Origin of the sequence: Castellaniella denitrificans (assembly GCF_042653765.1) — a bacterium.
Classification (GTDB): Bacteria; Pseudomonadota; Gammaproteobacteria; order Burkholderiales; family Burkholderiaceae_B; genus Castellaniella; species Castellaniella denitrificans.
Genome location: NZ_JBHSEZ010000001.1, coordinates 61,102 through 87,487, shown reverse-complemented (window position 1 = coordinate 87,487; position 26,386 = coordinate 61,102). Strand labels below are relative to the sequence as shown.

Genomic DNA, 26,386 nt, shown 5'->3' with positions numbered 1-26,386 from the left:
GGGGCATCTCGGCTAGGGGTGGCGGGGGGCGGAGGGCGTGCGGGCCCGGGCAGCGAGCGAGCGCAGCGCGCCGCTCAGCCCGTTGTCCGTGAACACGACGATCACGATCAGCAGGAGGCCGAACAGGGACAGCCAGTGTGTCGACAGGTCCCCGATCAGATCCTTGGCGACAACGTAGATGACGGCCCCAAGCGCCGGGCCCGTGACGTTCCAGTAGCCGCCGACGACGACCATCATGAGTACGGTGCCGGAGACGCTCCAGTGCAGGCTGTCGGGAGAGATGAAGCCGGAGTTGAAGGAGGCCAGGATGCCGGCGGCCGCCGTGATCACCGCCGACAGCGTGAAGATCAAGGCTCGAGGGAGGGTGGGGCGGATGCCGATGAAGGTGGCGCGTTCCGGATTGTCCCGGATTGCCTCGGTCATTTGGCCGAAGCGGCTATGATGCAGGCGCACCAGGAGCGCCAGGGCGAGGATGAGGAGGGCCCAGCTGATGGTGAAGATGATGCTGTTCTCCAGGAGCGTCGAGGTCGGGATGCCGAACAGCGTGTCCGGCCAGGCGATGCTGATGCCGTCCGCGCCCCCGGTCAGGCCGCGGGATTTCAGCGTCAGCTGGTAGAACAATTGGCCAAAGGCCAGCGTGAGCATGGCGAATGCGATGCCGGGGACCCGCACGATGACCAGGGCCAGGACGAAAGCGAATATCGCCGTCGCGGCCAGGCTGATCAGAATGACGAGCTCGGCCGGCAGGAGAGTCTCCTGAAGGAAGATGGCGACGCAATACGCGCTCAGGCCGAAAAATGCGGCGTGGCCGAAGCTCACCATGCCGTTCTGCTTCAACAGGACGCCCACGCCGGTGGCGAACAGCGCGAAGATGGCGGCCTGGGTCAGGATGGAAAGGGCTGTTGCGGAAGTGACGACCTGGCCGATGACCACGGTCAGGGCGATGCAGCTTATCGTCGTCAGGGTGAGCCGGCCGGGACGGAACAGGGTATTCATGTGCGGTTTCCGGCGATGCCCGCCGGCCTCCAGATCAGGATGGCGATCATCAGGATGAAGGGTAGGGAAGCCGATATCTCGGGGAGATAGGTGGCTCCCAGCGTTTGCACCTGGCCCAGGACCAGGGCGGCGAGAAATGCGCCGGGCAGGCTGCCCAGGCCGCCGATCACCACGACCATGAACGAGTCGATGAGGACGCTGCTGCCCATGGTCGGGGACAGTGACAGGAAGGGCGCCGTCACGATGCCCGCGAACCCCGCGAGCGCGGTTCCCAGGCCAACCACGAAGGCGCCGAGGCGGTCCGTGTTGACGCCCTGCATGGCGGTGGTGTCGGGGTCGGTGCTCGATGCCCGCACGAAGAGCCCCATGCGGGTCTTTTGCAGCCAGAACGTCAGCCCGATGGCGACCAGGATGCCGACGGCGACCACCGCGATCCGGTAGGCCGGGAGCGTCATCCCCGCGATGTGCAGCGAGTGGCTCAGGATGTCGGGTTCGGCCAGCGAGAGGTTGCCCTTGCCCCAGAGCGTCTGCACCAGATCCTCGATGATCAGCAGCAGACCGAACGTGACCAGGATCACGCTGAGCGGGTCGTAATCGCGCAGCAGCCTCAGGCCGTAGCGGTCGAGCAGGACACCGATCAGGAACATGGCCAGGGGGGCGGCGGCCAGGGCGGCCCAGAAGCCGGCATGGATCGCGACGGTGTAGCCGATGTAGGCCCCCAGCATGTAGAGCGACCCGTGGGCGAAGTTGACGACGCGCCTCAGTCCGTAGATGAGCGCCAGTCCCGAGGCGACGATGGCCAGCAGGGCGCCGTAGACCAGGCCGTTGATGATGTTGATGGCGAGCATGATGTTCGCGGTCTCCGTGAGGGATCAGACGCTTTGCGGCGCCAGGGAGTCTTCGGGCGCGCCCAGGGCGAGCCAGCCGCCGTCGGCGTGGATCGTCGTCCCGGTGACGTAGCTGGCGCGATCCGAGACCAGGAACGCGATCACGGCGGCGATTTCCTCGGGCCGTGCCAGGCGTCCCATCGGCGTGCGTGCCGCGATGCCGCGTGTGTCGATGGCATGGCGGGCCTCCAGCTCTTCCACCAGGGCCGTGCGGGCGTATCCCGGCGCGACGGCGTTCACCCGGATGCCGGCGCGCGCCCACTCGCAGGCCATCGAGCGTGTCATGGCCGCGATGCCGGCCTTGGCGGCGGAATAGGCGTTGCGTCCCGGGATGCCGGCCATGCCCGCGATCGAGCTCAGGTTGACGATGGCGCCGCGTTTACGGACGAGCATATGGGCTGCCACGGCGCGGCACATCAGGAATGTGCCGCGCAGATGAACGTCCAGGACTTGGTCGAAGCGTTCCGCCGACTGGTCCACGGTGGCGGCCGATTGGTCGCCGATGCCCGCGTTGTTGACCAGGACGTCGATGCGGCCGAACCGCTCCAGGGTGCGGGCGATGGCTTCGTCGACGGCTGCCTCGGCGGCGACGTCGCAGGCTACGCCAAGGTGGCCGGGGCCGAGTTCGTCGGCGCGCTCCCGGGCCCGGGCGCCGTCCAGGTCCAGCAGGCTCAAGCGGTGGCCCTCGACTGCGAGCAGCCGGGCCGTCGCCCAGCCGATACCGGTGGCCGCGCCCGTGACGATGGCCACCGGCGCCGGGTTGGGGGTATGTGTCGTCATTGGAGGCGCTCCCGCATGCTCGGCAGCCGTGCGCAGGTCAGCAGCCGGTTCTCCTGCGCGACGATCAGGTGGCTCGATGCCTCGAGATAGGCGGGGAAGTCCGGGTGCGTGTCGCGGCGCAGGCAACGTGCCTGGTAGTCCGCCAGATCTTTGTAGGCCCATAGATGCACGACCTGATTGAGCGGCCCGACGTGGCTGGTGTAGATGCCGATGGGGTTGCCCAGGGTCTCCAGCAGGATCGGCATGGCCAGCCGGTCGAAGACGTCCAGGAATTCCGGCATCTTGCGCAGGGCGATGGTGTAGATCCGGTGATCCACCAGGGAAAGGGTTTCGTCGATGTGCATGGGGTCTCCTGCCGGGTGTGGCGGTCTCAGGTACCGGTCCGGGCGATGTGCAGCGCGGTGATGTAGCTGAATGTCATGTTCGGTCCGAGCGTGATGCCGGCTGCGGGATAGCTGCCGCCCATGATGCTGGCCCGGTCATTGCCGACGGCGTACAGGCCCGGGATCGGCCTGGATTCGCCATCCAGGACTTCTCCCGTCACGGTAGTGCGGATGCCGTCGAAAGTCCCCAGGTCTCCCATCACCACCTTCAGGGCATAGAAGGGGGCATGGAGGATCGGGCCGACGCAGGGGTTGGGCCGGTGCTCGGGGTCGGCCAAGTAGCGGTTGAAGGCCGTGGCGCCGCGGTGGAACTCGGGGTCCTGGCCGTTCTTCGCATGCTCGTTGTAGGCGCGGACCGTGGCTTCGAGTCCGTCGGGATCGATGCCGGCGGCCTGTGCCAGTTCCTTCAGCGTGCGGCCCTTGTGCAGGTAGCCCCGCCGCAGCATGGGTCCCAGGGGCAGGGGCGCCGGTTTGGCATAGCCCAGGCCGTACTTGCCGATGGTGGCCTGATCGCAGATCAGCCACATCGCGGTTTCCGTGGACGGCGCGCAGGCCTCGATCATCGCCTGGCCTACGTCATGGTAGGAATTCGACTCGTTGGTGAAGCGCCGGCCGTTGCGCAGGACACCGATCACGCCAGGTTTGTAGCGGTCCAGCAGGTGCGGGAAAACATCGTACCGGCCCCGCCCGTGCGGGACACGGGACACGGGCATCCAGGCCGATGCGTTGGGGTAGTCCGTGGCCAGCGACGCGCCGAGCCGCTCGGCCATCCGGATGCCGTCGCCCGTGTTTTCATCGGGAGTTGGGGACAGGTGTTCCCCACCCCGCTTCAGGTGCGGGTAGATTTCCCGGATGCGCGCCTCGTCGTGGGGAAAACCTCCTGCCGCCAGGACCACGGCCCTGTCGCCCAGGATGCGGACCTCGCCGTGCGGCGTGGAGAGCATCGCGCCCGTGATGCGGCCGTTTTCCTCGATCAGGCTGCGCGCGGGGCATTCCGTGTGAATGGGGATGCCCAGGTCCAGCGCCGTTTTCGCCAGACGAGCCATGAGCGCGTTGCCGCTCGTGACATTGACTCCCCGGCGGTACAGGGCAAGCTCCTTGATGTGGGCGGCCAAGCGCTTGGCGACGTATAGGAACGAGGTCAGAGACCGGGTTGCATTGAAGAAGTGCTTGATGTCCGCGTTCGATGAATTGAACATCATGCCGATGAAGGTGATCGAACGCAGGGGCGGGCGCAGGCGCTTCATGTCCGGTCCCAGGGCCCGGATGTCGAAGGGTTTCGCGAGGATGGAGCGTCCCTGCTGGGCGCCGCCTTCGCGGTCGGGATGGTAGTCCGGGTACAGCGTGGGGACGAATTGGACGTGGGTTTCCCGTTCGAAGAATTCCGCCATTTCGGGCGCCGTGTCCAGGAAGGCGTCGGTGGCCTCGGGGTCGAAATAGGCGCCGGCCTCGTTGCGGATGTAGGTCAGGGCCGCTTCCCGTGAATCCGGGATGCCCGCCTTGCGTGCGATGTGGTTGCCCGGGATCCAGAGAACCCCGCCCGAATAGGCGGCGGTGCCGCCGAACACCGGGGCCTTTTCCGCCACGATGACTTTCAGGCCCTTCTTGGCCGCGACGATCGCGGTCGTCAGGCCCGATACGCCTGCGCCGATCACGAGGACGTCGCAATGCGCGCCATCTTGCAGTGGAGATGTGTTCATGTCGAGCCTCATTGCCGGGTTGTGTCGGGGGCGGCCGTGTGGTTGAATCCCGGCCGCGGAACCATGTCCATCAGCATGGCGTCCATGCCGCCGTTCACGGCGAGGTCGGCGGCATTGATGTAGCTCGACCGGGGGCTGAGCAGGAACAGGGCCGCGTTGGCGATGTCGTCCGTCTCGCCGACCCGGCGGCTGGCGGTCATGGCTGCGCGTTTCTGCTCGTTGCCGGGTTCGGCATAGAAAGCCGCCGACAGGTGCGTGCGGATCATGCCGGGGCAGACTGTGTTGCTGCGGATGCCGTCCGCGCCCCATTCGACGGCCATCTGGCGCGACATGAGCATGACCCCCGCCTTGCTGGCGCTGTAGGCGCCGCTGCGGGTTTGGGGAAAGCTGCCCGAGATCGAGGCGATGTGCACGATGCTTCCCCCTCCGCCGTCCCTCATCCGGGCGGCGAATGTCCGCGCGGTCAGCAGGTAGCCAGTCAGGTTCACATCCAGCACGCGGTTCCACTCCTGGAGCTCCACGTCCTGCAGGGCGCCGGACCGCAGAATCCCTGCGTTGTTGACCAGGCCGGCGCAGGGGCCCAGCACGTCGTGCACCGCAGTCGCGGCTCGGGCGACGCTGTCGGGGTCCGAGGTGTCGCAGGCGAACGCGGTGGCGTCGGCACCCTGAGCGCGCAGGGCGGCCGCGGTTTCTTCGCAGGCGCCGGCATCGTAGTCCAGCAGGGCGACGCGGGCACCGGCGTCGGCCAGCGCCTGGGCGATGCCCCGGCCGATACCGCGCGCGGCGCCGGTCACGGCGCAGGCGCGGCCCTGCAGCCCGAGCCAATGGGAATCTTGCATATTTGTCTCCGTTCGATGCGCATTCTGCGGCGCCTCGCGCCGCTTTCTCGACGTATCCGCCGGACGTTTGCGCGTTTTTTCATTATCTGGATATTTGAAGCCTATTGAATTGACAATTCATGCATGTGGCAGGACAATTCGTGCATTTTCTGATGGCCAGGAAAGCAGGATGAGGGAAATCCCTAGCTATGGTTTGTATGCGACGCAAGGACTCGATCATTGGGTCGATTCCGTGCACATTGAATCGATTCCCAAGCGATCTTCGCTAAATAATTGGGAAATCAAGCCTCATCTGCATCAATCCTTCATCCAGATACTGCACCTGACCAAGGGGGGCGGCGCCATCGGGATCGATGGCCGGATCTGGCATGTGAAGGCTCCGTGCATTTTGTCAATTCCAGAACAGATAGTGCACTCATTCAGCTTTCTGCCGGAGGTCGACGGGCCTGTGATCACGGCGGTTCAGCACGTGCTGGAATTGATGGTGGGGGCGGCCGAGCCCGACATGCTGCAGGCGGTGCGCGAGCCGATCGTGATGGAATTCGACGAGAATGATCCTGAGGCCGGGGGGCTGGCGCCCTTGTTCGAGGGGATCTTCGACGAATTTCGCAGCCATCGGGTCGGCCAGTCGGGGATCTGCATGTCCCTGCTGTCAGCTCTGGTGATGAGGATTGGCCGCATTCGCCACAGCAAAGGCTTGCCGCTGCGGGCGGGGAGCACTCGCAAGGCGCGGCAGATCCAGAAATTCCGTGAACTGGTGGACCAGCGGTTCAAGGATCATGTGGCTCTGAGCGCCTATGCGGATGAATTGGGCATGACGGTGGGTAATCTGTCGCGCCTGTGCAGGGATGTTCTGGGGATGCCGGCTTCCGCCGTGATCAATGCTCGCCTGGTTCGCGAGGCACAGCGCGACTTGGTCTATACGTCAGACGCCATCAAGGTGCTGGCGGGACGCCTGGGGTTTGAGGACGAGGTGTATTTCAGCCGTTTCTTCCGCAAGCACGCTGGCTTGAGTCCGGTTGAGTTCCGCCAGCAGGTCCGGGATCAGATCGCACGAGGCCATTGACCCCGGACCGAGGCCTCCCTTTTGGCAGCGCCTACTGCCGCAGCGTCCGCGTCTGGCCGATGTCGGTGGGCTGGTAGCTGGCCCGCCAGGGGTTGATGTCCAGCCCGCCGCGCCGGGTGTAGCGCGCGTAGACCAGCAGTTCCTCCGGCGCGCAGCGCCGCATGATTTCCCCGTAGATCTTTTCCACGCACAGCTCGTGGAATTCCTGGTGGCGGCGCAGCGACACGATGTAGCGCAGCAGCCCGGCGTGGTCGATGCGCGGGCCGGCATAGCGGATCTGCAGGCTGGCCCAGTCGGGTTGGCCGGTCACGGGGCAGTTGGATTTCAGCAGTTCGGACACCAGGTTCTCGCGCACGAAGGGGGCGGGGTCCGACAGGGCCAGGCTGTCGGGCCGCGGCGCCTGGACCGCATCGAAATCCAGGTCCTGGTCGTCGATGCAGGTGCCGCGCAGCGGCGCGCAGCTCAGTTCGAAGGCCGGGCGCACCGACAGGATCTCCACGTGAACCGGCTTGCCGCAGGCCCGCGACAGGTCCGTGTGCAGTCGCTGGCGGACGATGTCCGCGTACTCGAAGCGTTCTTCGTTGTAGCTGTTCAGATAGAGCTTGAGGGACTTGGACTCGATCAGGCTGGGGCTGTCCATGGGGACGGTGAAGCGGCCGATCGCCACGACGGGCTTGCCCTTGGCGTTCAGCCAGGACAGCTCGTAGGCGTTCCAGATGTCGGCGCCGTGGGCCGCCTGGGGCAGGTCCAGCCCGGCGCGCGTGTCGGCGCGGGCGATCGGGAATAGCAGAGCCGGATCGTAGCGCGTCGAACCCGGGGTGGATCGTCCCAGCGGGCTGGCGGAAAGGGAATCGGGGTTCATGGCGTTGCGAAGAGGTCGGTCCGATGGTCCCTCGGAGGGGACGGCGCTCATCATTCTACTGCCGCCCGTGCCGTTTCCCGGCTGGTTTTTCACATCATGGCGTTTTGATTCCAGGATGTGAAAACCGAATGCTGCGCTGCGCGTTCTCCATTTTCATAACCAGGAATATTATTTCACGACATGGAATAAATATCATATATATATGATTTAAAAGATAAAAATTTTCTATCTTATATAAGATAGAAGTCATGTGTGCAGCGCGTCATAGGCGTAGACTGTTCCTCATCGACGGTTTGTTTTTTCTTCTTTCTCAGGAGCACCATCATGACCTCTCGCGAAACCGAAGTGCGCAATCTGCAACGCAGCTGGGCCGAAGACGCCCGCTGGCAAGGCATCAAGCGGGGCTACGGCGCCGACGAAGTGGTGCGGCTGCGCGGCTCGGTAGTGGTGGAACACACCCTGGCGCGCCGCGGCGCCGAACGGCTGTGGGATCTGCTGCATACCGAAGACTTCGTGAACGCGCTGGGCGCGCTGACCGGCAACCAGGCCATGCAGCAGGTCAAGGCCGGCCTGAAGGCCATCTACCTGTCGGGCTGGCAGGTGGCGGGCGATGCCAACATCGCCGGCGAAATGTACCCTGACCAGTCGCTGTACCCGGCCAACTCCGTGCCCAGCGTGGTCAAGCGCATCAACAATACGCTGACGCGCTGTGACCAGATCCAGTGGATGGAAGGCAAGAATCCGGGCGACGCGGGCTACATCGATTACTTCGCCCCGATCGTGGCCGACGCCGAGGCCGGCTTCGGCGGCGTGCTGAACGCCTTCGAACTGATGAAGTCCATGATCGAGGCGGGCGCCGCCGGCGTGCACTTCGAAGACCAGCTGGCTTCCGTCAAGAAATGCGGCCACATGGGCGGCAAGGTGCTGGTGCCCACCCGCGAGGCCGTGGCCAAGCTGGTGTCGGCCCGCCTGGCGGCCGACGTGCTGAACGTGCCGACCCTGCTGGTGGCGCGCACCGACGCCGAGGCCGCCGACCTGCTGACCAGCAACATCGACGAGAACGACGCGCCCTTCGTCACCGGCGAGCGCACCGTGGAAGGCTTCTACCGCACCCGCGCCGGCCTGGACCAGGCGATTTCCCGCGGGCTGGCCTATGCCCCCTACGCCGACCTGATCTGGTGCGAGACCTCCACGCCCAACCTGGAATACGCGCGCAAGTTCGCCGAGGCCATCCACCGCCAGTTCCCGGGCAAGATGCTGGCCTACAACTGCTCGCCCTCGTTCAACTGGAAGAAGAACCTGGACGACGCCACGGTCGCCAAGTTCCAGCGCGAGCTGGGCGCCATGGGCTACAAGTTCCAGTTCATCACGCTGGCCGGCTTCCACGCCCTGAACTACGGCATGTTCGATCTGGCCTACGGCTATGCCCGCACGCAGATGAGCGCCTTCGTGGAACTGCAGCAGAAGGAATTCGCCGCCGCGGACAAGGGCTTCACCGCCGTCAAGCACCAGCGCGAGGTCGGGGTGGGCTATTTCGACGCCGTGACCCAGACCATCGAAGGCGGCCAATCGTCCACCACGGCGCTGACCGGCTCGACCGAGGAAGCCCAGTTCGACCAGGCGCACGAAACGCAGGTGGCCTGATTGCGATGATTTGAGAGAGGGCAGGGAAGAAGAGGGGCTTCCCTGCGGTGTGCTTTCGGGAAGGCGTATGCCTTCCCGTTTTTTTCGCCCGCGTTTCGCGCAACGCTTCAGCCGGGCAGGCGCGTCTGGTGGTGATGCGCGAGCATCCGCCGGTCCTCGATGCTCGAGAGCGCCACGGCGATCACGATGCCGATCAGGGCGCCCAGCAGGGTGTCGGCCACCCTCTCCGGCGCCAGGGCCGCGCCGGCCGCGGCGGGCGCGGCGAGATGGGTCATCAGCAGGGCCATGGGTGTGACGAGCACCTGCGCGAGGCCGTAGTTCACGCCGATCACGATTTCCGTGAGGACCTGCAGCAGCGCGAGCACGGCCAGGATCAGCCAGGCCGAGGGCTGCTGGACGAGCAGCAGCCACGCGAATGCCGCGCCCACCATCGTGCCGGCCATGCGCTGCAGGGCGCGGTGCATGCTGACATGGAGATGGCTGCCCTGCATGACGGCGACCGCCCCCATCGCCGCCCAGGCCGGGTGGCTCAGGCCCAGGGCGTGGCTGGCGAAGACGACGATGAGCGCCGCGATCGCGACGCGCGCCGCCATGAAGCGCAGCCCGCTTGGGGACCGCTCCGGGTCCTTGGGAAAGGGGCGCTCCGGCGTCGGCGGGTGGCGCAGGGTTTCGCTGGCGACGCAGATCAGCCAGGCGAGTGCGGCGGCGATCGCGGTCGCCAGCGCGCGTTCGGCGACTTGCGCCAGGTCCAGCGTGTCCGCCATCGAGGCGCCGACCGCGAAGATGAAGATCAGCGGGCCGGGTGCGCCGAACCGGTTCCGGAAGCTGATCAGCAGGTAGAAGCCGCAGGACGCGGCCAGCAGGGCCAGCTGGGCCGCCCGCGGCCAGCCCAGCCAGGCGGTCGCCGACATGGCGAAGACCCCGAAGGTCTGCCAGAACGCGCATTGCAGCACGATGCCCGTGCGGCTGCGCCTCGGGGCGAAGCGCCCGAACAGCGCGACCAGCGCGCCCAGCGATGCGAAGCCCACCAGGTGCGCCCAGGGCGAGAGCAGGAACAGCGGTACGCAGAGGGCGGTGGCGAGCGCCGCCTGCAGGCCCGCGAGCGCCGAGTTGCGCACCGGGGGTGGCGTGCCCAGCTTCACGCTTTCCTCGAAGCGGCGCGTGTGCAGGAGATGGCGCACCGCGTCGCGCCGGCGCATAGGCAGGCTGGAATCCTCGGGATCGCGGGGCATCGGGGTTCCGGTCATGTCACAGCGCTCCCGGGCCATTGTCCGCCGCCGCGCGCTCGAGCGCGGCGATCCGGCGGTCGATGCGGTCGAAGCATTCCAGCATGGCGGCGATCTCCTGTTCCGAAAGATCGGCCAGCAGCGCCCGTTCGCCTTTGCCGAGTTCCTGGCGGATGCCGGCTACGCGCCGCTCGCCATCGGGCGTGAGGCGCACCAGCCGGGCGCGTCCGTCGGTCTCGCAGCGCCGCCGTTCGACCAGGCCCTGGCGTTCGAGGATGTCGAGCACCCGGACCAGGCTCGAGCCGTCCACGCCGACCAGCAGCGCTAGGTCTTTCTGGCTCATCCCGCCGCCCGTCTCGTCCAGGTGGATCAGCGGTACCCAGGTCGCGTCGGTGAGCCCGGCCCGTGCGAGGTGCGCGTCGAGCCTGTGGCGCCAGCGGCGGGCCAGCAGCGAGAAGCGGATGCCGAAGCGCGAACGGGGACCGGACGGATGGGCCGTCGTCGGATTCTTCATCGGGGGATTCCATATAAATTGATTTGCAAATCAAATTATATAGGAAGCAAATTGTCGCGGCGGGCGGGCCAGAGTTCCCCTGGTCCGGAGATGGTTTTGATCTGCATCAAAGTTTGCTTCCTGGCGCGTGGCTATAGTGCCCGTATGCGCGCTCCATCCCTCTTCACGCCTCCGCCGAACATGACCGATGCCATGCGCAGTGCGCGGCGGCACATGCTGGCCCGCACCGGGCTGGCCTGGCTGGTGATGATGCAGGTCATGATGCTGGCCTTCCCAGGTTATCTGCGCCATGGCGTGCGCGCCCCCGACGCCCAGCAGTCCCTGGAGCAGGCCATCGTGCTGATGAACTGGCTCAGCCTGACCCTGTGCGTTCCCCTGGTCCTGTACTGCGCCTGGCCCGTGTGGCGCGGCGCCTGGCGCGCCCTGGCGCGCCGGCGCGTCGGCATGGACGTGCCGGTGGCGCTGGGGATACTGGCCGCTTTCGTGCCCAGCGTCATCGCCACCTGGCGCGACGCGGGGGAAGTCTATTTCGATTCGGTGTCCATGTTCGTGGCCTTCCTGCTGACGGCCCGTTTCCTCGAAACCTGTGCCCGCCAGGCCGTCAGCGGCCAGCCCCACGAAGGCCGGGACGCCGAACTGCTGCGTTCGGCCGACCGCCTGGCCTTCTGGTTCGTCTGTGCCCAGATCCTGCTGGCCGCCCTGGTCGGCCTGTACTGGTGGAACGTCCGGCCCGACCACGCGGTCGCCGTGACGGTCGCCCTGCTGGTCATGAGCTGTCCCTGCGCCATGTCCATGTCGGTGCCGGCCGCCCTGGCGGCCCGCCACGCGGCGCGGCTGCGCGCGGGCGCGGACGGGGTGCGCGATCCCGCCGCGCTGGATCGCGCCATGCGGCGCGTCGCGCGCCAGAATCTCCATGGGTCCCTGGCCTGGCACCTGCTGATGGCGCCCCTGGCCGCCTGCGGCTGGGTGCAGCCCTGGGTGGCCGCCATCACCATGCTGCTGTCCTCCCTGGCCGTCGCGGCCAACGCCTGGCGCCTGGCGCGCCCGGCGGGCGGCGGCGCGGCCGGGCAGCGGGGGGCCGTCCGGCCCGCCGACGCCATGTCGGGCTGACGGCCATGGACGCGCTGTTTCTGCTTTTGCCGATTTCCCTGCTGTTCGTCCTGGGGATCGGCGCGGCGTTCTGGTGGGCGATCTTCGCCGGCCAGTTCGACGACACCCGGGATGCGGCCACCGCCATCCTGGACGATGACGATCGGGCCCGCCCCGGAGCACCTTGACCTAGATCAAGGATGTTTCGAGGCAGGTAAGGGATTATTCAGCTTTTCAAAAATTCATGTCTTAACTTGTTCTGAGGGGAACGCTTATGGGCACGACCGGTACAGCCGGGACACCGGCCGAAACCTTCAATTACGGCGTCGTCAGGCAGTTCACCATCGCCACGATCTTCTGGGGCGTGGTGGGGATGGCCGTCGGGGTATTGATCGCGTCGCAATTGATCTGGCCGGAACTGAACTTCAACACGCCCTGGCTCAGCTACGGGCGCCTGCGGCCGCTGCACACCAACGGGGTGATCTTCGCCTTCGGCGGCAGCGCCCTGTTCGCCACGTCCTACTACGTCGTGCAGCGCACCTGTCAGGCGCGCCTGTTCTCCGACAAGCTCGCCGCCTTCACCTTCTGGGGCTGGCAGGCGGTGCTCGTCGGCGCGGTGATCACCCTGCCCATGGGCTTCACCTCGACCAAGGAATACGCCGAGCTCGAATGGCCGCTGGACATCCTGATCACCCTGGTCTGGGTGGCCTACGCCATCGTGTTCTTCGGCACCATCGTCAAGCGCCGCGTCAAGCACATCTACGTGGCGAACTGGTTCTTCGGATCCTACATCCTGACGATCGCCATCCTGCACATCTTCAACAACCTGGAACTGCCGGTGTCGATGTGGAAGTCCTATTCCGCCTACGCCGGCGTGCAGGACGCCATGGTGCAGTGGTGGTACGGCCACAATGCCGTGGGCTTCTTCCTGACCACCAGCTTCCTGGGCATGATGTACTACTTCGTGCCCAAGCAGGCGGGCCGCCCGATCTATTCCTACCGCCTGTCGATCGTGCACTTCTGGGCGCTGGCCTTCACCTACATGTGGGCCGGTCCGCACCACCTGCTGTACACCTCGCTGCCCGACTGGACCCAGTCGCTGGGCATGGCGTTCTCGCTGATCCTGCTGGCGCCGTCCTGGGGCGGGATGATCAACGGCATCATGACGCTCTCGGGCGCCTGGCACAAGCTGCGCACCGACCCCATCCTGAAGTTCCTGGTGGTGGCGCTGTCCTTCTACGGCATGTCGACTTTCGAAGGCTCCATGATGTCGATCCGCACGGTCAATGCGCTGTCGCACTACACCGACTGGACGATCGGCCACGTGCACTCGGGCGCGCTGGGCTGGGTGGCCATGATCACCTGCGGCTCGCTGTACTACCTGATCCCGCGCCTGTACGGCCGCGAAAGCATGGCCCGTCCGGACTTCATCAACCTGCACTTCTGGCTGGCGACGCTGGGGGTGGTGCTGTACATCGCCTCGATGTGGATCGCGGGCGTGATGCAGGGCCTGATGTGGCGCGCCACGGGCGAGGACGGCATGCTGACCTACAGCTTCGTCGAGGCCGTGAAGTCCACTTACCCGTTCTACGTCATCCGCATGACGGGCGGCCTGCTCTTCCTGTCGGGCATGGGCCTGATGGCCTGGAACACCTGGCTGACGGTGCGCGGCCAGCCCCGGGTCAATCCGGCGGTGCCCCTGGAAAGCCCGGATGCCCATGCCGCCCCCCAATCCGCCGTGCCGGCGTCGGCCTAAGGAGTTGACCATGTCTGGTACCAAGAAACGCTTCTCCCATGAAATGCTGGAGCGCAACGTCGGCCTGCTGATCATCTTCAGCATCCTGGTGGTGTCGTTCTCCGGCCTGGTGCAGATCATTCCGCTGTTCTTCCAGCATTCCACCACCACGGCGGCCGAGGGCGTCAAGCCCTACGAGGCCCTGCGGCTGGTGGGCCGCGACATCTACATCCGCGAGGGCTGCGTGGGCTGCCATTCCCAGCAGGTCCGCAAGCTGCAGTCGGAGGTCCAGCGCTACGGCCCCTACTCGATCGCCGCGGAATCCGTCTACGACCATCCCTTCCTGTGGGGTTCCAAGCGCACGGGTCCGGACCTGGCCCGCGTCGGCCAGCGCTATTCCGACGAATGGCACCGCATCCACCTGCGCAATCCGCGCGACGTGGTCAAGGAATCCAACATGCCGGCCTATCCCTGGCTGCAGAAGAATACGGTCGAGGGCACCGACGTCCAGGCCCGCATGAAGGTCCTGCGCACCCTGGGCGTGCCCTACACGGACGAGGAAATCGCCGCCGCGCCCGAGCAGCTCAAGGGCAAGACCGAGGAAGACGCGGTCGTGGCCTTCCTGCAGGGCCTGGGCGTGGGCGGGCGTGCCGCCGCCCAGGAAGCCATGGCCAAGGGAGGAAGCTGACATGCTCGGCGTCATCAATGGGATCGTGACGGCGCTGGCGATGGCGACGTTCGCCGGCATCGTGTGGTGGGCCTGGTCGGCGCATCGGGCCGAGGCCAACCGGCAGGCGGCGATGCTGCCCTTCGCCCTGCCCGAGGAATATCAGAACGACAAGAACACCGGGGAATCAAATGAGTGATTTCGTCAGCAGTTTCTGGAGCTACTACATCGCGGTCATCGCCCTGGGCGGGATCGCCTGGTGCGTGTACCTGCTGTTTTCCCAGCGCGCCTGGCTCAAGCGCAACGTCGAGCAGGTCGAGGACACCGGCCACGTCTGGGATGGCGACCTGACCGAACTGAACAACCCGGTGCCGCGCTGGTGGACGGTGATGTACCTGGGGCTGTGCATCTTCGCGCTGGGCTACCTGGTGCTGTATCCGGGGCTGGGTTCCTGGAAGGGCACGCTCGGCTTCACGGCGGGCCAGCAGGTCCTGCAGGAGCAGGAGGCGTTCAACGCGCGCATCCAGCCCGTGTACGAGCGCTTCCGCGACATGCCGATCGAGGACATCGCCCGCGACGACCAGGCGCGGGACATCGGCCAGCGCCTGTTCCTGAACAACTGTGCCCAGTGCCACGGGTCGGACGCCAAGGGCGGCCGCGGCTTCCCCAACCTGACCGACGGCGACTGGCTGCACGGCGGGGCGCCGGATCAGATCCTGGAGACCATCACGGAAGGCCGCCACGGCGTGATGCCGCCCTGGGGCGCGGCGATCAAGCCCGACGAGGCTTCCGCCATCGCCCAGTACGTCCGCTCCCTGTCCGGGCTGGCCCACGATCCGCTGCGGGTCAACGCCGGCAAGCGCGGGTTCGAGACCTACTGCGTGGCCTGCCACGGCATCGACGGCAAGGGCAACCAGGCGCTGGGCGCCCCGAACCTGACCGACGACGTCTGGCTGTACGGCAGTTCCGAGGCGACCATCGTCGAGACCATCCTGAATGGCCGCGACAACCAGATGCCGGCCCAGAAGCAGAACCTGACCCCCGAGCAGATCCGCCTGCTGGCGGCCTGGGTCTGGGGCCAGTCCAACCGCTAACCCGCAGCCGGCCGGCCCCGTCGCGCGGGGCCGGCCGCCCCCATTTTCAGAAGGGCCTGTCGTACAGGCAACCATTCACGGACAGAGGACACCATGCAGAAGGACCCCTCCTCGCAGGCCGAAGCGCAGCCGCCGCGCGACGACCCGGCCTGGCAGCCCGCGCGCCGGATACGCAAGGGCTCCGGGGGCGGGACTTCGCCCCAGGTCGAGAAGGCGCTGGCCGAGGTCCGCTCGAAGATCTATCCCCGGTCCGTCCAGGGAAATTTCGCACGCATCCGCGTGCTGATGGTGTTCCTGACCCAGCTGGTCTTCTATGGCCTGCCCTGGATCGAATGGGGCGGCCGCCAGGCCGTGCTGTTCGACCTGGGCGCGCGCAAGTTCTACCTGTTCGGCATGGTGCTGTGGCCCCAGGACGTGATCTACCTGACGGTGCTGCTGGTGCTGTCGGCCTTCGCCCTGTTCCTGTTCACCGCCATGGCGGGGCGCCTGTTCTGCGGCTACGCCTGTCCCCAGACGGTCTACACCGAACTGTTCATGTGGATCGAGGCCAGGGTCGAGGGCGACCGCCTGGCCCGCATCCGCCTGGACGAGCAGCCCTGGAACGCCCGGAAATTGCGCATCAAGGCGACCAAGCACTTCCTGTGGGTGGTCCTGGCCCTGTGGACGGGCTACACCTTCATCGGCTATTTCGCGCCGATCCGCGAACTGGGCGCGCACCTGATGGCCTTCGACCTCGGTCCCTGGCAGTGGTTCTGGATGCTGTTCTACGCCTTCGCCACCTGGGGCAACGCCGGCTTCATGCGCGAGGCCGTCTGCAAGTACATGTGCCCCTACGCCCGCTTCCAGAGCGTGATGGTGGACGACGACACCTTCGTCGTGACCTACGATCACGTGCGCGGCGAACCGCGCGGCGGGCGCTCGCGCAAGATCGACCACAAGGAAGCCGGCATGGGCGACTGCGTGGACTGCAGCCTGTGCGTGCAGGTCTGTCCGACCGGCATCGACATCCGCGACGGCCTGCAGTACATGTGCATCGGCTGCGGGGCCTGCGTGGACGCCTGCGATACGGTGATGGACAAGATGGGCTACGAGCGTGGCCTGATCCGCTACACGTCCGGCAACGCCATCACGGAGCGGCTGACCCAGCCGCAGGTGCGCCGCCGCATGCTGCGTCCCCGCGTGCTGGCCTATTCGGCCCTGCTGGGGGCGATCGCCATCGCGTTCGTCTTCTCGCTGGCCACGCGCACGACGCTGCGGGTGGACGTGATCCGCGACCGGGGGGCGCTCGGGCGCGAAGTCGCCGGCGGCCTGATCGAGAACGTCTACCGGCTGCAGATCATCAATTCGGACGAAAGTCCGGTCGAACTGGACCTGCGCGCCACGGGCGTGCCGGGCCTGGTCCTGCAGACCGCCGACCAGGGCGCCACCCGGGTGCGGGTGGACGGCTCGGCCAACCGGCTGGTGCCGGTGGTGCTGCGGGCGCCCGCCGACGGGCTCAAGCCGGGCCTGTACGACATCCGGTTCGAGACCTCCGGCAAGCGGGATTCCGGCGAATCCGCCTCGGTGGTCGAGCAGTCCAGTTTCTATGTACCGAACTAGGTCCCGGGAGGAAAACACCATGACATCGAAGACACGGGAAACGGAAGGGCTGTCCGAAGGCCGGCCCTGGTGGCGGCACCGCTGGCCCTGGCTGCTGATCCTGGGACCCGCCGTATCGGTGGTCGGCTGCATCATCACCATCGTGCTGGCGTTCCAGTCCTACGGGGATCAGGCTATCATCGACGGAGGGGCCCGGCAGGGCCTGGTCGTCACCGCTCCGGCGGCCCCGGCGGCGCAACGCTGAATTCACTGTTCACATATGGGAGACAGGCTTTGCACGTGCGCAATCTGATGTGGATCCTGTGGCCGTCCTTCCTCATGGCGGGGGCGGCGAGCGCGGTCGTGTTCGCGCTGGTCGATCCCCTGGACGTCGTGTTCCTGGGGCATCTCCAGGCCGGCCGCCTCACGGTGTACACCGTGGGTTTCTTCATTTTCTGGATCATGGCGGCCCTGTCTAGCGCGCTCACGCTGCGCATCGCCCCGCGCGGGGTCGAGCTGGACGAATTCGGCGATCCGGTGGAATAAAGAGCCCCCACGCTGCGCAGCCTACGGCCGCTTGTTGCACTCCGCGGGGGCGCTTTTCGCCTTGGGGCGGCCCGGCGGCGAAAAAGGCCCCCACGCTGCGCAGCCTACGGCCGCTTGCATCCACCTCGCGGCCTGCATGCCGCTCAAGGGAGCCTAGCTGCAGTCCGTGCCCGACAGGGCCTGCAGGCCGGCCATGTCCAGGATGTGGACTTCGCGCTGCTGGACCCGGATCAGTCCTTCGCGGGCGAAGCGCGAAAACAGCCGGCTGACGGTTTCCAGGGTCAGGCCCAGGAAATTGCCGATTTCCTCGCGGCTCATGCGCAGGATGAATTCATAGGGCGAATAGCCCAGCACCTGGAGGCGTTGGGACAGGTTCAGCAGGAAGGCCGCCAGGCGCTGTTCCGATCGCAGGCTGCCCAGCGCCAGCAGCAGCTGGTGGGAACGGCCGATCTCCTTGCTCATCAGGCGGCGCAGCTGGCGCTGCAGCGAAGGCAGCTGGGGCGCCAGCTGGTCCATCTCGTCCAGCCGGATGATGCAGACTTCCGAATCTTCCAGGGCGATGGCATGGGAAACCTGCTGTTCGCTCATCAGGCCGTCCAGGCCCAGGACTTCGCCGGGCAGCAGGAAGCCGGTGATCTGGACCTGCCCGTTGGCGTCCTCGATCTGGGTCTTGATCGACCCGGACCGCAGGCCGTAGATGGCATCCGCGGCGTCGCCCTGGCGATACAGCGTGCCGCCCTTGGACAGGCGGAAGCGCTCCTTGATCAATTCGTCCATCTTGACCACGTCCTGGCGCGTCATGCCCAACGGCAGGCAGATGGCGTTCAGCATGCACGTGGAACATCGTGTCGACTCGGGCGCCACCGGAATGCGCCGGGGCGCATTGGTCCTGCGGATCGGCCCGGAGGAAGGGGGGTCAGCCAGCAAAATTAGAACCTGCCAAAAAGATGAGTTTCAGGGAAAGGCCCCTGATCTCGTGAGGGATTATAAGTTCTTTGCCGGGACATTTGGGGTCTGCACTATTCTTTTAGTCGTGCTTGGATGCAAAACTTGAGATTTGTCGGCTTTTCGAGCGGATTTCCCCACGCTTGAAGGGTCGTTGCTGCATAGTGGGTTGACATCAAAAGTCTCAGCCTACATCATCCAAGTAGAAATCATTTCGTTGTCAAACAAGCAAGTAGGGGAAATCATGAAGCTTTTCGGGCGATTGTTGGGCGGCGCCCTGCTGTGCGCGGCCAGTCTCGGGCTGGCCGGCGCGGCCTGGGCCGATCATGCCGGCGCTTCGGGCGGCAACCCGGGGGTGACCTACAAGCCGGACGTCATCTTCACGCTGCGCACGTCGATCTCCGGCGGCAAGCTGGTGTTCATCGGCGAACGCGGCGCGATCACCGACGCCGTCAACCCCGACCTGAAGGTGCCCGAAGGGGCGGTGGTGCAGATCAACCTCGTCAACGCCGACGGGGCCACCCACGACATCGCGGTACCGGAATTCCATGCGCATTCGGACCAGATCTCGGGCAAGAACGCGGCCACGGCCATCGTGTTCCGCGCGGCGAAGAACGGCACCTTCGAATACCTGTGCACCCTGCCGGGCCACAAGGCGGCGGGGATGGTCGGCAAGCTCATCGTCGGCGAACCATCCCAGGAAGCCAAGGTCGAGGCGCCGCAGATCGCGCACGATCCGTCCGTCGTCGGCACCCCGGTGGGCAAGCGGGGTCCGCAGAAGGTCACGGTGGACCTGCTGACCACGGAAGTCGAGGGCCGCCTGGGCGACAACAGCACCTACCGGTTCTGGACCTTCAACAACAAGGTGCCGGGGCCGTTCATCCGGGTGCGGGTCGGCGACACGGTCACGGTCAACGTGTCCAACGCGAAGGACAGCACGCACATCCACTCCGTGGACTTCCACGCGGTCACCGGGCCCGGAGGCGGAGCCGCCGTGACCCAGGTGCCCCCGGGCCAGACCAAGTCCTTCACCTTCAAGGCGCTGCATCCCGGCCTGTTCGTCTACCACTGCGCCACGCCGATGGTGGCCCAGCACATCACCAACGGCATGTACGGCATGATCCTGGTCGAGCCCGAGGGCGGCCTGCCCAAGGTGGACCGCGAGTTCTACGTCATGCAGGGCGAGCTCTACACCGCCCAGGCGCACGGCAGCAGCGGCCTGCAGGAATTCTCGCTGGAGAAGCTGCTGGCGGAAAACCCCGAGCACATGATGTTCAACGGCTCCATGGATGCGCTGACCAAGGTCTACAACATGGAATCCAGGGTCGGGGACACGGTGCGCATCTTCTTCGGCGTCGGCGGGCCCAACCTGACTTCCAGCCTGCACCTCATCGGCGAGGTCTTCGACCGGGTCTACGACCAGGCTTCCCTGACCAGCAAGCCCCTGACCGACGTGCAGACCACGCTGGTGCCTCCGGGCGGGGCCACGATGGTGGAATTCAAGACCGACTACCCGGGCCGCTACATGCTGGTGGACCACGCCCTGTCGCGGATGGAAAAGGGCCTGGCCGGCTTCCTGACGGTGAAGGGCAAGGAGGATGCCTCGATCTTCCACAGCGACGAGCCGATCGACCCGCATTCGGGGCACTGACCCCGCCTCGGCCGGACGCCCGGTCGAGCCAGGGCCCCCGCAACCTGTTTGCGGGGGCCCTTTTCATACATGGCCGAAGCCGTGGTCCGAGGGTGCCTCGGTCAGAACCCGACAGTCATCTGCGCCCAGTAGCGGCGGCCGTCCAGCACCGTGTCGAAGTCTTCGTAGTCGATGCGCTTGTCGAGGACGTTGTAGATCCCGACCCCGAGGCTCGTGTGCTTGTTCAGGCGGTAGTTCAGGCCGACGTCGACGAACGTGTGGGACGGGGTGCCGTCGGCCATGCTGGTGCGGCTCAGGTATTCCGACGTGCGGCCGCGGAAGTTGACCCGGGACCACAGGCCGGTCCGCTCCGTCGCATCCCAATCGAGGGTCGCGTTGGCCATGTGGCGCGGCATCTTGTTCAGCGGCTGGCCTTCGAACGGCCCGCTCTTCTGCTTCGAGTGGGTATAGGTGTAGTTCGCGGCCAGGCGCAGGCGTTCGGTGACGGACCAGGTCGCGGTGGCTTCCACCCCGCGCATCACGGCCTTGTCCACGTTGATGCGCTCGCTGATGAACTTGTAGCCCTGGTCTCCCGGCTGGACGTGGCAGTTCGGCTGGTTGCCGGGGTCCGTGCAGGTGCGGACTTCGGAGATCTTGTCCTTGAAGTCGGTGTTGAACAGGGTGAGGCTCGCGCTCAGGTCGCTGCGGTTGTCCCAGACCACCCCGAGCTCCTGGCTGAGGCTTTTCTCCGGCTTGAGGTCGGGGTTGCCCATGATGATCGCGGGGACGCCGCCGCCACCGGTGATCTGGCCCCAGTCGGCCACGGCCTGGCGCAGGCCGGGCGCCTTGAAGCCGGTGGACACGCCGCCCTTGACGCTGAGCGTGTCGGTCGCGTGCCAGACGCCGTACAGGCGCGGAGTCCAGTGGCTGCCGTAGTGCTCGTCGTGGGTCATGCGCACGCCGCCCGTCAGGGCGAAACGGTCCGTCAGCGACCACTCGTCCTCAGCGAAGACGGACCACTGGTCCCGTTCGAGGCGGTTCACGCTGGATTTGTACTGGTTGCCGCTGTCCCGCAATTCCTCGCGCAGGAACTGGAAGCCGCCGGTCAGCGTGTGGCTGGCGAGGGGCAGGGTCCATTGGGTGTTGAATTCGGTGTTCTTCAGGAACATGTCGCGGCCGGGGTTGGCGGTCTCGTCCCGCTGGATGTAGGTGTTCGAGGTGGCCCAGCCCCAGCGGCCGGCGTGCCGCAGGGAATAGAGATCACGCGCGTACTTGGATTCGGAGAATGCGTTGGGCGTGCATTTGCCCTTCGCGCAGTTCTCGCGGGCGACCGTCTTGCCGGGCGTGGAGGCGCGCGTCTGCAGGGTACGGCTGAATTCCGCGACCAGGTCGTGGTCGGCGTTGGGCGTCAGCGTCAGCTTCAGGGTGCCGGCGCGGGTTTCCTGCCGATTGAACCCGTTGAGGATCTCGTCCTCCTGGCGGCGGACCTGCTGGCCGTAGATCTGCAGCCCCAGGCGGTCCTCCTGGATCGGGCCCGCCAGATAGACGCTCCCCTGGTGGATGTCGCCGGAATCGCGGTCTTCCTGGAACGTGCCTTCCGTGCGCAGGGAACCGGTCCATTCCTTGTGGACCTTGCGCGTGATGATGTTGATGACCCCGCCCATGGCCTCGGAGCCGTAGAGCGAGGACATCGGGCCCCGGATGACCTCGATGCGTTCGATCGCCTGCAGCGGCGGCAGCCAGCCCTGTTCGATGCCGGCGTTGTCGCTGTTGGGGCGGGTTTCACGGGAGTTCTGGCGCTTGCCGTCGACCAGGATCAGGGTATAGGCCGAGGACATGCCCCGGATGCTGATGTCGCTGGAGCTCGCGCCGCCCGTGACGACCACGCCGGGCACGTCCTTCAGGGCGTCGGTGATGTCCCGGTAGGACCGTTTCTCGAGCTCTTCGCGTGGCAGGACGCTGATGGAGGCGGGCGCGTCCTCGACGGCCTGTTCGTAGCCGGTGGCGGTGACGACGACCTTGTCGAGCTGTTTCACGTCGGATTGCGCGTGGGCGGCCGCCGGCAGCAGGGCGGGCAGCAAGGCGAGGGCGAGCGGAGCGGGGCGGAGGATGGGAGGCATTGTGATGGGGGCGCGTGGCCGGGTTGGTTGAAAGTCAGGATTCAGTCAGGAATTGTTCAGGCTGCATTCAGGAACATGAACGACCGGAATCTTAACGAGAATGATTCTTTATCGCAAACATAATAAAAAAATGATTGGAAATGATCTTGTCTTCATCGCCCCGTGATGTCGGTGCCGGCGCCAGGCGCGGGTCCGGCGGTTTTCCGCGCTGTCTGTCCGGAACGCCATGAATGGGTGCCGATGACTATTGACCCACATGATTCATGGGCTTATGATTTCAACAGAAATCAATTTTTGAGGACTTTCCATCGCCATGAATACCCAGACGGATGCCCAGCAGGCCTACGACTTGCGGATCCTGCGGGCCTTGCGCCGCATCACCCGGGCCGTGGCCCTGCATTCCCGGCAGCTGTCGGCCTGCAGCCACATCACCGGCCCCCAGCTGGTCTGCCTGCGGACCGTGATCGAGAAAGGGCCGATGACGGCCACGGCCATCAGCCGCGAGGTCCACGTCAGCGCCAGCACGGTCGTCGGCATCCTCGACCGGCTGGAGGACAAGGGCCTGATCGTGCGCGAGCGCGGCCGCGCGGACCGCCGCATCGTGTTCGTCAGCGCGACCGAGGCGGGGCGCGACCTGGCGCGGGACACGCCCTCGCCCTTGCAGCAGAAGCTGGCCGAGGCGCTGCAGGCGCTGCCGGAACTGGAGCAGGCCACGATCACGCTGTCGCTGGAGCGCGTGGTGGGCCTGATCGAATCCGGCACGGGGCTGGCCCCGGCGGCCGACCCCCAGTCCCCCATGCTGGACGTCCCCGTGGGCAGCGTCGCGCCCGAATCCGGACTGGTGGTTTGAACGCGGGGCCGCCACCGGACGGCACGGCGCGGCTGCGTCCGCCGGCCCGCGCGGACGGGCCGGCCCTGCGGGACCTGGTGGCGCGCTGCCCGCCGCTGGACCTGAATTCCGTCTATCTCTATCTGCTCCTGGCGGAGCATTTCCCCGACACCTGCATCCTGGCCGAGGATGAGGACGGCCTGCTGGGCATGGTGTCGGGCTACCGCCCTCCGGGCCGGGACGACACGCTGTTCGTCTGGCAGGTGGCGGTGGACCCCCGGGCGCGCGGCCGGGGGCTGGGCCTGGACATGCTGCTGGGCCTGCTGTCGCGCCGGGCGCCGAGCCCGGCACGCTGGGTCGAGACCACCGTGGGGCCCGGAAACCGGGCCTCGCGCAGGCTGTTTTCCAGGCTGGCCGCCCGCCTGGACGCCCCGCTGGACGAGACGGCCCTGTTCGACGCCGCGCTGTTCGGCGCGGACGCGCACGAGGCCGAACCGCTGCTGCGCATCGGCCCCTTCACCCCGCCGGTCCCCGAACCGGGCCGGACCCCATGAACGATGAGAAGGAGGAACCCATGGACTTGAAAATTTTCGACCGGATGGAGTCTGAAGTCAGAGGCTACGTCCGGTCGTTTCCAGTCATTTTCAGCAAGGCGCGCGGCTCGGAGCTGTTTGACGAGGACGGCCGCCGCTACATCGATTTCTTCAGCGGCGCGGGCACCCTGAACTACGGCCACAACAACCCGGTCCTGCGCGAGCGCATGATGGCGTACCTGGAGTCCGACGGCGTGACGCACGGCCTGGACATGGCCACCAGCGCCAAGAAATATTTCATGCAGACGCTGGGCCGGCTGGTGCTCGAGCCGCGCGGCCTGGATTACGTGCTGCAGTTCACCGGCCCCACGGGCACCAACGCGGTCGAGGCGGCGCTGAAGATCGCGCGCCAGGTCAAGGGCCGCCAGAACGTGATTTCCTTCACCCACGGCTTCCACGGCGTGTCCGGCGGCTCGCTGGCGGCCACGGCCAACCGGAAGTTCCGCAAGGCCGCCGGCGTGGCGCTGGGCAACATCAGCTTCATGCCCTACGACGGCTATTTCGGCCCGGACGTGAACACCATGGCCTACCTGGAGCGCATGCTGGACGACCCCAGCAGCGGACTGGACCAGCCGGCGGCGGTGATCGTCGAGACGGTCCAGGGCGAGGGCGGGGTGAACGTGGCCTCGCAGCGCTGGCTGCGCGAGCTGGAACGCCTGTGCCGGCGCCACGACATGCTGCTGATCGTGGACGACATCCAGGTCGGCTGCGGGCGCACCGGCGGCTTTTTCAGTTTCGAAGCGGCGGGGATTTCGCCGGACATCGTCACGCTGTCGAAGTCCCTGTCGGGCTTCGGCCTGCCCATGGCGCTGGTGCTGCTGCGCCGGGAACTGGACATCTGGGAGCCGGGCGCGCACAGCGGCACTTTCCGCGGCAACAACCTGGCGTTCGTCACGGCGGCCCAGGCGCTGGAGACCTACTGGGCCGACGAGGCGCTGAGCGCGGAGGTCGCGGCCAAGGAGCGCCTGGTGCGCGACTGGCTGGAGAACCTGGCGCACAGCTGCCGGGACGCGGGCCTGGGCGTGCGCGGGCGCGGGCTGATCCAGGGCCTGGTCGCGCCGGTGGGCGAGGGGCTGGCCGGCCGGATCGCGCGCCGGGCCTTCGAGCAGGGCGTGGTGATCGAGACTTCGGGCGCGCACGACGAGGTGCTGAAGGTGTTGCCTGCCCTGACCATCCCGCGCGAGCTGCTGCAGCAGGGGCTGGAGATCATCGAGCGCAGCGTGGGCGAGGTCCTGGCCGGCGAGGGCCGCCGGCCCCGGACGCTGAAGGTCGCGGGAGGCGGGCGATGATCGTGCGCAATGTCAGGGACGTCATCGGGACGGACCAGGAAATCGTCACGGACAACTGGACCAGCCGCCGGGTGCTGCTGTCGGCCGACGGCATGGGGTTCTCGTTCCACGAGACCGTGATCTTTCCCGGAACCGAGACGCACATCCATTATCGCAATCATCTGGAGGCCGTCTGGTGCATCGAGGGCGACGGCGAGGTCGAGACCATCGCCGACGGCCGGAAATACGCCCTGGGCCCCGGGGTGGTCTATGCACTGGACCGGCACGACGAGCACTGGCTGCGCGGCGGCGAGCGGCCGCTGCGGGTGATCTGCGTATTCAATCCGCCGCTGACGGGCCGGGAGGTCCACGACGCCTCCGGCGTCTATCCGGCCGCCGAGGCGTCCGGGGCCTGAGGCCGGCCGCGCGCCCCGTCCCGGGCGGGGCGCGGGCGCCCGCATCCGACAGGAGGACATGAAAGATGAAGGATTTCTACGTATCGCGGACGGGGCGGGACGCGGCGCTGATCGCGCGCGGCGATCCCGTGGTGTATGACGAGGGCCGTTACGCCGACGCGCTGGACGAGGCGCGGCTGCGGGCCTACGAGCGGGACGGTTTCCTGGTCCTGCCCGGGGTGTTCGACGCCGGGGAGATCCAGGCCCTGCGCGAGGAGGCCCAGGCGCTGGAGCGCGATCCGGCGGTGCGCGAGGGCGAGGAGGTGATCCGCGAGCCGGGCGGCACGGCGCTGCGCTCGATCTTCCGCGTGCACGAACTGGGGCGGCGGCTGGCCGACCTGCCGCGCGATCCCCGGCTGCTGGACGTGGCGCGCCAGATCCTGGGGTCCGAGGTCTACATCCACCAGTCGCGGGTGAACATGAAGCCCGCGCTCGACGGCAAGGAGTTCTACTGGCATTCCGATTTCGAGACCTGGCACGTCGAGGACGGCATGCCGGCGATGCGGGCGCTGAGCTGCTCGGTGCTGCTGACGGACAACACGGCCTTCAATGGGCCGCTGATGCTGATCCCGGGCTCGCACCGGCAGTTCGTGGCCTGCGTCGGCGAGACGCCGGAGGATCACTACCGCACCTCGCTGCGCCGCCAGGAAGTCGGAGTGCCCGATCCGGTCAGCCTGCGCTTGCTGGCGGAGCGGGGCGGGCTGGAGGCGGCGATCGCACCCGCCGGCTCGGTGGTGTTCTTCGACTGCAATACGCTGCATGGCTCGGCCGGCAATCTGTCGCCCTGGCCGCGCAGCAATGTCTTCATGGTCTACAACAGCGTGGAGAACCGCCTGGCGGCGCCGTTCCACGGCATGAAGCCACGGCCCGAGCACATCGCGGCGCGGCGTTCGGCCGAGCCGCTGACGCCGCTGCGGGTGGCCGCCTAGCTCCGGACCGG

General features: G+C 66.8%; 28 protein-coding genes. 17 read left to right on the top strand and 11 right to left on the bottom strand.

The window, feature by feature from the left end; all coding sequences use genetic code 11:
• Positions 1-12 precede the first annotated feature (12 nt).
• From ACFO27_RS00435 to ACFO27_RS00410, 6 genes are read right to left on the bottom strand one after another with little or no spacing between them, the layout of a single operon-like run.
• Positions 13-996: a branched-chain amino acid ABC transporter permease gene (locus tag ACFO27_RS00435; RefSeq protein ID WP_376815510.1), complete on the bottom strand. Its 984-nt coding sequence runs from the start codon at positions 994-996 to the stop codon at positions 13-15.
• A complete protein-coding gene (locus tag ACFO27_RS00430) occupies positions 993-1,844 on the bottom strand; it encodes a branched-chain amino acid ABC transporter permease (RefSeq protein WP_376815509.1) in 852 nt (283 codons plus the stop codon). The genes ACFO27_RS00435 and ACFO27_RS00430 overlap by 4 nt, the downstream gene beginning before the upstream one ends.
• Before the next feature lie 24 nt (positions 1,845-1,868).
• Positions 1,869-2,663 carry an SDR family NAD(P)-dependent oxidoreductase gene (locus ACFO27_RS00425; protein ID WP_376815508.1) on the bottom strand — a complete coding sequence of 265 codons (795 nt, stop codon included), beginning with the start codon at positions 2,661-2,663 and terminating at the stop codon, positions 1,869-1,871.
• Complete coding sequence (locus ACFO27_RS00420; protein ID WP_376815507.1) at positions 2,660-3,007, bottom strand: NIPSNAP family protein; 348 nt, start codon at positions 3,005-3,007, stop codon at positions 2,660-2,662. The genes ACFO27_RS00425 and ACFO27_RS00420 overlap by 4 nt, the downstream gene beginning before the upstream one ends.
• Positions 3,008-3,033: 26 nt before the next feature.
• On the bottom strand, positions 3,034-4,746 hold the full coding sequence (locus ACFO27_RS00415) for an FAD-dependent oxidoreductase (RefSeq protein ID WP_376815506.1): 1,713 nt from the start codon (positions 4,744-4,746) through the stop codon (positions 3,034-3,036).
• A gap of 8 nt (positions 4,747-4,754) precedes the next feature.
• Entirely contained in the window at positions 4,755-5,585 is an 831-nt protein-coding gene (locus ACFO27_RS00410) for an SDR family NAD(P)-dependent oxidoreductase (protein WP_376815505.1), read from the bottom strand.
• Between the two features lie 169 nt (positions 5,586-5,754).
• Between ACFO27_RS00410 and ACFO27_RS00405 the strand changes: the two genes are divergently transcribed.
• Complete coding sequence (locus ACFO27_RS00405) at positions 5,755-6,651, top strand: helix-turn-helix domain-containing protein (RefSeq protein WP_376815504.1); 897 nt, start codon at positions 5,755-5,757, stop codon at positions 6,649-6,651.
• A gap of 31 nt (positions 6,652-6,682) precedes the next feature.
• On the opposite strand, the gene queF is transcribed toward ACFO27_RS00405, so the two are convergent.
• A complete protein-coding gene (gene queF / locus ACFO27_RS00400) occupies positions 6,683-7,513 on the bottom strand; it encodes an NADPH-dependent 7-cyano-7-deazaguanine reductase QueF (protein ID WP_376815503.1) in 831 nt (276 codons plus the stop codon).
• A 324-nt stretch (positions 7,514-7,837) separates the two neighbouring features.
• Here queF and aceA point away from each other — a divergent pair, with 324 nt between their 5' ends.
• Positions 7,838-9,157, top strand: coding sequence for an isocitrate lyase (gene aceA, locus ACFO27_RS00395; RefSeq protein WP_376815502.1), 1,320 nt, complete (start codon positions 7,838-7,840; stop codon positions 9,155-9,157).
• Between the two features lie 107 nt (positions 9,158-9,264).
• Here aceA and ACFO27_RS00390 read toward each other — a convergent pair whose 3' ends face one another.
• Together ACFO27_RS00390 and ACFO27_RS00385 are read right to left on the bottom strand one after the other, a co-directional pair.
• Positions 9,265-10,404, bottom strand: a complete 1,140-nt coding sequence (locus ACFO27_RS00390) for an FUSC family protein (RefSeq protein ID WP_376815501.1) — start codon at positions 10,402-10,404, stop codon at positions 9,265-9,267.
• 1 nt (position 10,405) lies between these two features.
• Entirely contained in the window at positions 10,406-10,897 is a 492-nt protein-coding gene (locus ACFO27_RS00385; protein WP_376815500.1) for a MarR family winged helix-turn-helix transcriptional regulator, read from the bottom strand.
• Between the two features lie 144 nt (positions 10,898-11,041).
• Between ACFO27_RS00385 and ACFO27_RS00380 the strand changes: the two genes are divergently transcribed.
• The 9 genes from ACFO27_RS00380 to ACFO27_RS00340 all read left to right on the top strand — a co-directional run bounded on the left by ACFO27_RS00380 (position 11,042) and on the right by ACFO27_RS00340 (position 17,606).
• Positions 11,042-12,007 (top strand): P-type ATPase actuator domain-containing protein, encoded by a 966-nt coding sequence (locus ACFO27_RS00380; RefSeq protein ID WP_376815499.1) that lies wholly within the window; start codon positions 11,042-11,044, stop codon positions 12,005-12,007.
• Positions 12,008-12,012: 5 nt separating this feature from the next.
• Entirely contained in the window at positions 12,013-12,174 is a 162-nt protein-coding gene (ccoS, locus tag ACFO27_RS00375; protein WP_376815498.1) for a cbb3-type cytochrome oxidase assembly protein CcoS, read from the top strand.
• Positions 12,175-12,260: 86 nt separating this feature from the next.
• Positions 12,261-13,742, top strand: a complete 1,482-nt coding sequence (ccoN, locus tag ACFO27_RS00370; protein ID WP_376815497.1) for a cytochrome-c oxidase, cbb3-type subunit I — start codon at positions 12,261-12,263, stop codon at positions 13,740-13,742.
• 10 nt (positions 13,743-13,752) lie between these two features.
• Positions 13,753-14,409 (top strand): cytochrome-c oxidase, cbb3-type subunit II, encoded by a 657-nt coding sequence (gene ccoO, locus ACFO27_RS00365; RefSeq protein ID WP_376815496.1) that lies wholly within the window; start codon positions 13,753-13,755, stop codon positions 14,407-14,409.
• 1 nt (position 14,410) lies between these two features.
• Positions 14,411-14,587 carry a cbb3-type cytochrome oxidase subunit 3 gene (locus ACFO27_RS00360; protein ID WP_376815495.1) on the top strand — a complete coding sequence of 59 codons (177 nt, stop codon included), beginning with the start codon at positions 14,411-14,413 and terminating at the stop codon, positions 14,585-14,587.
• The gene (gene ccoP, locus ACFO27_RS00355) at positions 14,580-15,482 is read left to right on the top strand and encodes a cytochrome-c oxidase, cbb3-type subunit III (protein ID WP_376815494.1); all 903 of its coding nucleotides are present in this window, start codon (positions 14,580-14,582) and stop codon (positions 15,480-15,482) included. The genes ACFO27_RS00360 and ccoP overlap by 8 nt, the downstream gene beginning before the upstream one ends.
• A 93-nt stretch (positions 15,483-15,575) precedes the next feature.
• A complete protein-coding gene (gene ccoG, locus ACFO27_RS00350) occupies positions 15,576-17,081 on the top strand; it encodes a cytochrome c oxidase accessory protein CcoG (RefSeq protein WP_376815493.1) in 1,506 nt (501 codons plus the stop codon).
• Between the two features lie 19 nt (positions 17,082-17,100).
• The gene (locus ACFO27_RS00345; protein ID WP_376815492.1) at positions 17,101-17,325 is read left to right on the top strand and encodes a hypothetical protein; all 225 of its coding nucleotides are present in this window, start codon (positions 17,101-17,103) and stop codon (positions 17,323-17,325) included.
• Between the two features lie 47 nt (positions 17,326-17,372).
• Positions 17,373-17,606 carry a hypothetical protein gene (locus ACFO27_RS00340; protein ID WP_376816368.1) on the top strand — a complete coding sequence of 78 codons (234 nt, stop codon included), beginning with the start codon at positions 17,373-17,375 and terminating at the stop codon, positions 17,604-17,606.
• A gap of 153 nt (positions 17,607-17,759) precedes the next feature.
• Here ACFO27_RS00340 and ACFO27_RS00335 read toward each other — a convergent pair whose 3' ends face one another.
• On the bottom strand, positions 17,760-18,437 hold the full coding sequence (locus ACFO27_RS00335) for a helix-turn-helix domain-containing protein (RefSeq protein WP_376815491.1): 678 nt from the start codon (positions 18,435-18,437) through the stop codon (positions 17,760-17,762).
• A gap of 358 nt (positions 18,438-18,795) precedes the next feature.
• Between ACFO27_RS00335 and nirK the strand changes: the two genes are divergently transcribed.
• A complete protein-coding gene (gene nirK / locus ACFO27_RS00330) occupies positions 18,796-20,202 on the top strand; it encodes a copper-containing nitrite reductase (RefSeq protein WP_376815490.1) in 1,407 nt (468 codons plus the stop codon).
• A gap of 101 nt (positions 20,203-20,303) precedes the next feature.
• Here the strand turns inward: nirK and ACFO27_RS00325 are convergent, their stop codons facing one another.
• Positions 20,304-22,301, bottom strand: a complete 1,998-nt coding sequence (locus ACFO27_RS00325; protein ID WP_376815489.1) for a ligand-gated channel protein — start codon at positions 22,299-22,301, stop codon at positions 20,304-20,306.
• Between the two features lie 313 nt (positions 22,302-22,614).
• On the opposite strand from ACFO27_RS00325, the gene ACFO27_RS00320 reads away from it, so the two are divergent.
• The 5 genes from ACFO27_RS00320 to thpD all read left to right on the top strand — a co-directional run bounded on the left by ACFO27_RS00320 (position 22,615) and on the right by thpD (position 26,375).
• The gene (locus ACFO27_RS00320; protein WP_376815488.1) at positions 22,615-23,151 is read left to right on the top strand and encodes a MarR family winged helix-turn-helix transcriptional regulator; all 537 of its coding nucleotides are present in this window, start codon (positions 22,615-22,617) and stop codon (positions 23,149-23,151) included.
• Positions 23,148-23,684: a diaminobutyrate acetyltransferase gene (gene ectA / locus ACFO27_RS00315; RefSeq protein WP_376815487.1), complete on the top strand. Its 537-nt coding sequence runs from the start codon at positions 23,148-23,150 to the stop codon at positions 23,682-23,684. The genes ACFO27_RS00320 and ectA overlap by 4 nt, the downstream gene beginning before the upstream one ends.
• A 20-nt stretch (positions 23,685-23,704) precedes the next feature.
• Positions 23,705-25,012 carry a diaminobutyrate--2-oxoglutarate transaminase gene (gene ectB, locus ACFO27_RS00310; RefSeq protein WP_376815486.1) on the top strand — a complete coding sequence of 436 codons (1,308 nt, stop codon included), beginning with the start codon at positions 23,705-23,707 and terminating at the stop codon, positions 25,010-25,012.
• Positions 25,009-25,407 (top strand): ectoine synthase, encoded by a 399-nt coding sequence (locus tag ACFO27_RS00305; protein ID WP_323026375.1) that lies wholly within the window; start codon positions 25,009-25,011, stop codon positions 25,405-25,407. The genes ectB and ACFO27_RS00305 overlap by 4 nt, the downstream gene beginning before the upstream one ends.
• 65 nt (positions 25,408-25,472) lie before the next feature.
• Complete coding sequence (gene thpD / locus ACFO27_RS00300) at positions 25,473-26,375, top strand: ectoine hydroxylase (protein WP_376815485.1); 903 nt, start codon at positions 25,473-25,475, stop codon at positions 26,373-26,375.
• Positions 26,376-26,386 lie beyond the last annotated feature (11 nt).